The organism is Streptomyces sp. NPDC001880, assembly GCF_053594575.1.
On the sequence record NZ_JBSFET010000208.1, the window covers coordinates 1 to 3932 of the forward strand.

At 67.6% G+C, this 3932-nt stretch carries 4 protein-coding genes and 1 pseudogene; 3 read left to right on the plus strand and 2 right to left on the minus strand.

Features of this window, described 5'->3' with window-relative positions:
* Positions 1-94 (minus strand): annotated as a pseudogene (locus tag ACWCQ6_RS36160) (16S rRNA (cytidine(1402)-2'-O)-methyltransferase); the annotation flags it as partial.
* A 198-nt stretch (positions 95-292) separates the two neighbouring features.
* Positions 293-1045 (minus strand): transposase family protein, encoded by a 753-nt coding sequence (locus ACWCQ6_RS36165; RefSeq protein WP_451096611.1) that lies wholly within the window; start codon positions 1043-1045, stop codon positions 293-295.
* Positions 1046-1409: 364 nt separating this feature from the next.
* Between ACWCQ6_RS36165 and ACWCQ6_RS36170 the strand changes: the two genes are divergently transcribed.
* The 3 genes from ACWCQ6_RS36170 (at position 1410) to ACWCQ6_RS36180 (ending at position 3323) form a co-directional block, all read left to right on the plus strand.
* On the plus strand, positions 1410-2087 hold the full coding sequence (locus ACWCQ6_RS36170) for a hypothetical protein (RefSeq protein WP_451096613.1): 678 nt from the start codon (positions 1410-1412) through the stop codon (positions 2085-2087).
* A 163-nt stretch (positions 2088-2250) separates the two neighbouring features.
* Positions 2251-2379 (plus strand): hypothetical protein, encoded by a 129-nt coding sequence (locus tag ACWCQ6_RS36175; protein WP_451096615.1) that lies wholly within the window; start codon positions 2251-2253, stop codon positions 2377-2379.
* Between the two features lie 533 nt (positions 2380-2912).
* The gene (locus ACWCQ6_RS36180) at positions 2913-3323 is read left to right on the plus strand and encodes a hypothetical protein (protein WP_451096617.1); all 411 of its coding nucleotides are present in this window, start codon (positions 2913-2915) and stop codon (positions 3321-3323) included.
* Positions 3324-3932: the final 609 nt, after the last annotated feature.

Consider the following 3932-nt stretch of genomic DNA (forward strand, 5'->3'; position numbering starts at 1 on the left):
CCCTGCGCACCAGCTCCTCGGCGTCCAGTTCCTCGGGCCCGGATTCGGCCGCGCCCTCGACGACGACGGTGATCTCGCCGCGTACCCCTTCGGCCTCCCGTACGGTCCAGTGCCCTGCGCCGCGTCGAGTCCGCCTGCGCGACACCTGAGTCGGCCGTCAGACATCGGCTTCGCCGCGTAGGCCACCCTGTGAACCTCTCTGAGTGCCCGTCAGTCGCCTCGGGTGATGATCTGCGGGTTTTTGTCGGTGGTGGTTCGGCATCGTGATGTCAGTGAGCCTTTTCCATCGTGATCAGGCGGCGAGTTCGAGTGCGACGACGGCACGGACAACGGCGGTGATCCGGGTGGTGCTGCAGCGGAGCTTCCTCAGGAGGCGCCAGCATTTAAGGGTGGCCAAAGCGCGTTCGCCGAGGCTGCGGATCTTGGCGTGATCGCGGTTGTGACGACGACGCCAGCCGCGCAGGTTCTTGCCCCGGAACGGGACGCGGACAGCAGGGCCTGCGTCCTGATATGCCTTGTCAGCCCAGCACTTGACGTCGTCAGCGGCGAGAGCGGCGGGAATGCCGTGGGTCCGGGCCGCGGTCAGATCGTGCACGGCTCCGGGTAGCGCGTCCGAGGCCCAGATCAGGCGGCCGGCTGGATCCGCGAGGACCTGCACGTTCATCCCGTGGTGCTTCTTCTTCCCCGAGTAGTACGGGCGGTCGGCGGCGATGCGGTCGATCGGCAGTACGGTGCCGTCGAGGATCACGTAAGCCTTCTTCCGGACCGTCGCTATGGCCTGATCCAGCGTGGGCGCGAGAGCGGCCAGGAGGTCCACGGCCTCGCGTATGTACCGGTGGACCGTCGCGATCCCGACGCGGAAACCTGCTGCGAGGCGGGCGTAGGTGTCGCCGCAGCGCAGGTGGGCCAGGACGAGCACGGCCTGCCGGCCACAGGTCAGGCGACGCCAGCGAGAGCCGATCCGTCGACGGTGGCCTGCGAGGAGACCGGATAGGTGCTGCAGAGTGCGGCTGGACAGGTCGATACCGGACGGGTAGACAAGCACGCGGAAGCTCCTGACAGACTGGTGATCTTGGCTGAAAAACCCACCCACCAGGGGCTTCATCCTGTTATGAGCCCAACAGCGTACTGCTGATGCCGGTTGAAAAGGCTCAATGTCAGTGCCGTGCTGTTCACTTGGCCGCGTGGACGCTTCAGCTCTGCGCGCCCGTCTGAACGACGCCTGGCGCGCGCCCGAATTGCACTGCCCGCTGCCCATTCATGGGGCAGGACATGTCTGTGTGCCCAGTGACGCGGAGGATATGGCCGAGTTGGAGCGCGTCGCTGCGGACGTGATTGACGGGGCGGGTCTGCCGGTAAGTGCGTGGGTCGTCGGGGGTAGGGCGGCAGGGGTGCCCGACGGTCCGCCTGTGGGCGGGGAGGGTGGGCTCCCCATCGGCGGGAAGGGCGGGCTGCTGGAACTGCGCGGGTGGGTGCTGGCCGAGCACTGGTTCGGATACGGCGTGACGGCCACCGCTGATGGCCCGCGCCGCGTCGTGGTCCTCGCCCGGCGCGCGTTCACCCGCCCGCCCGGTGCCGGGTGGGCGGCGTTGCTGCGGGAGGCCACCGGGCGGACGGAGCCCGATCGGTGCGGCGTCGACTGGGCCGCGACGGAGGCAGCGCTGGGCACCGCGCTGCCCGGTGACTACAAGGACATCGTCGACGCCTTCGGCCCGGGCAGCTTCGACGAGTACCTGGACCTGCTGGTGCCGGGTGCGCTGGGCACGGATCTAGTCTCCTGGGGCCAGGACATGGCGCGGTACGCCGACCTGTACAGGCCATACCCGGTCCACCCCGCGCCCGGCGGCGTGCTCATATGGGGGACCTCCGAGCAGGAGCTGACCTTCCACTGGCTGACCGGACCGGCCGATCCCGACGACTGGCCGGTTCTGGTGCAGTACGTGGGCGGTGAGTGGCAGCGCTTCGACTGCGGCACCGGCGAGTTCGTGCTGCGCCTGCTCACCGACCGCACCCCGCCGTTCGCCTTCCCGCCCTCGGCCGGACCGTTCCCCCACTGGTTCGCCTCATGGGAACTGCCGGAGAGCTAAGCCCTTTCTAACCCCGCTGTCAGCGCCGCTGACCATGCTCGGCGGAGCGTCTGGGCCGCCGGGACCGACTGCGGATCTGCTGGTCACGCTCCCGCTACAGACCGGTTCAGCCGCCCGCAGGCCGATGAGCAGTACGTGTATGAGGTTGGAAAAGGCTCAGTGAGTGAGTATCGAACTCTCTGCTGTTCAGTGGGTTGTCGTGGGTGACTCGGCTGCTGTCAGGGATGCCGATTTGGTGCTGACGTTTTTGGTGATGATGCGGGTCATTTGGGTGCCGGTTGGTACAGCGTGAGATGTGTTGTCGCTGGTTAGCGCTGTGATGGCAGGGGCTGGGTGCTGACAGTTGGGACGGGGGCCGCCGGTATCGCCTTCTACCGGTGGTGGCCGAGTTTGTAGCGGATTCCCGTTGCGGTGAGGCGGAGTTGTTCGCCGCCCTGGGCCGTGATGAGGGGGAAGAGCGGACTGTCCGGTGCACGGTCTTTGAGCTGTCCCTGGATGCCGGCGGCGCGTACGAGGCAGCGCACCCAGATGGGGAGGGGGGCAGAGCTGGCAATTGCGGTGCGCTGTGCTGGCGTGACCGAGAGCGAGCCTTCCTCGCCGCAAGCCACTCCGGAGCCTTGGCGGCCCCTTACTCCACTCCGCCCACTCTCTTTGTTCGGGTGGCCTTCCCCCGCGTTCCTGCCCCGTCGCCTGCCGCCCACCCCGCATTGCACCTGTCCGCCACGCGCACCGCGAGGTGGTCATGAGTACGCGTACTCATGACCACCTCGCTCCCGTCTCGTGATACTGCCGTCTCCATGACCAGTTGACCGAGGAGCAGATGTGATGCGCGTGAGGAAGACCATGGCCGTGGCGATGCTGGCAGCCTGCGGGCTGACAGCCATAAGCGTGGTGCCCGCTGCCGCGGCGACCGGAGGTCTTCTCCCTCACCCTGGGCCGGAGGGCCTGGTATGGGTGGAGGAAATGACCGGAGACGGTGGTGTTGCTTCAGGTGGGGCATGGGAGGGGCTGTCGACCGTGCTCACCGTGGCCTGCGAGGGCCGCGGCAGCGTGCAGGTGACGATGCAGCAGCAGACGCAAGTCGCAGCCTTCACCGTGGACTGCCCCGCCGGAAGTGCAGGCGTGGGTTCGGTGACCATGAACGCGGGCGTTGTGAAATCAGGTTCCTTCACCGTAGGGGTCGATGCCTCCAGTGATGACATCCGGTGGGCCCTGACAGTCACACAGCCCGAGTAACCCCCCGCACCCACCCTCAAGCTGCTGCCGGGCCGCCAGGCCCGTAGGTGTGCCACGCCCTGCGTGGCACACCGTCAGCATGCGCAGCACGCCAGGTGGCTGGAGCGAAGCGGAAGCCACCGTGGGAGTTCTCGCTTCCGTGTCCGAGATGATTCTCAGTCCGGTGTCCGGCCTTGGGCGCTGTGGGCCGGGCCGATTCGGTTGCTTCTATGGGGTGTTGAGCAGTGATGGCCAGGCGCTGGTGCTGGACAAGCAGTGAGGATTGGCTGGTCACTGGGTGAGGATTACCTGGTCAGGGAAATGAGAGCTCCCACTACCAGCCCGGGGCGGCTTGCGTTCGCGTCACAGAGAGGCGCGTGGAGGATCTTGGGCGTCCCTCTTGCACCCTTATGCGCGGTTGCGTACGGTTCGACGTACGCAACCGCGTACATCGGTGGGAGGGGGCAGGTCATGATCACCGCCATCGTCTCCATCGCCGGGACACTCGCCGGGGCTCTGCTGTCCGGGCTGCTGGCCAGCCGCCAGGCCCGCACCGCACTGCGCGGCTCGGAGGCCATCGCCCGCCGCCAGGCAGCCGTGGACGCCGTGGCCACCCTGGTCGCCTCCGTC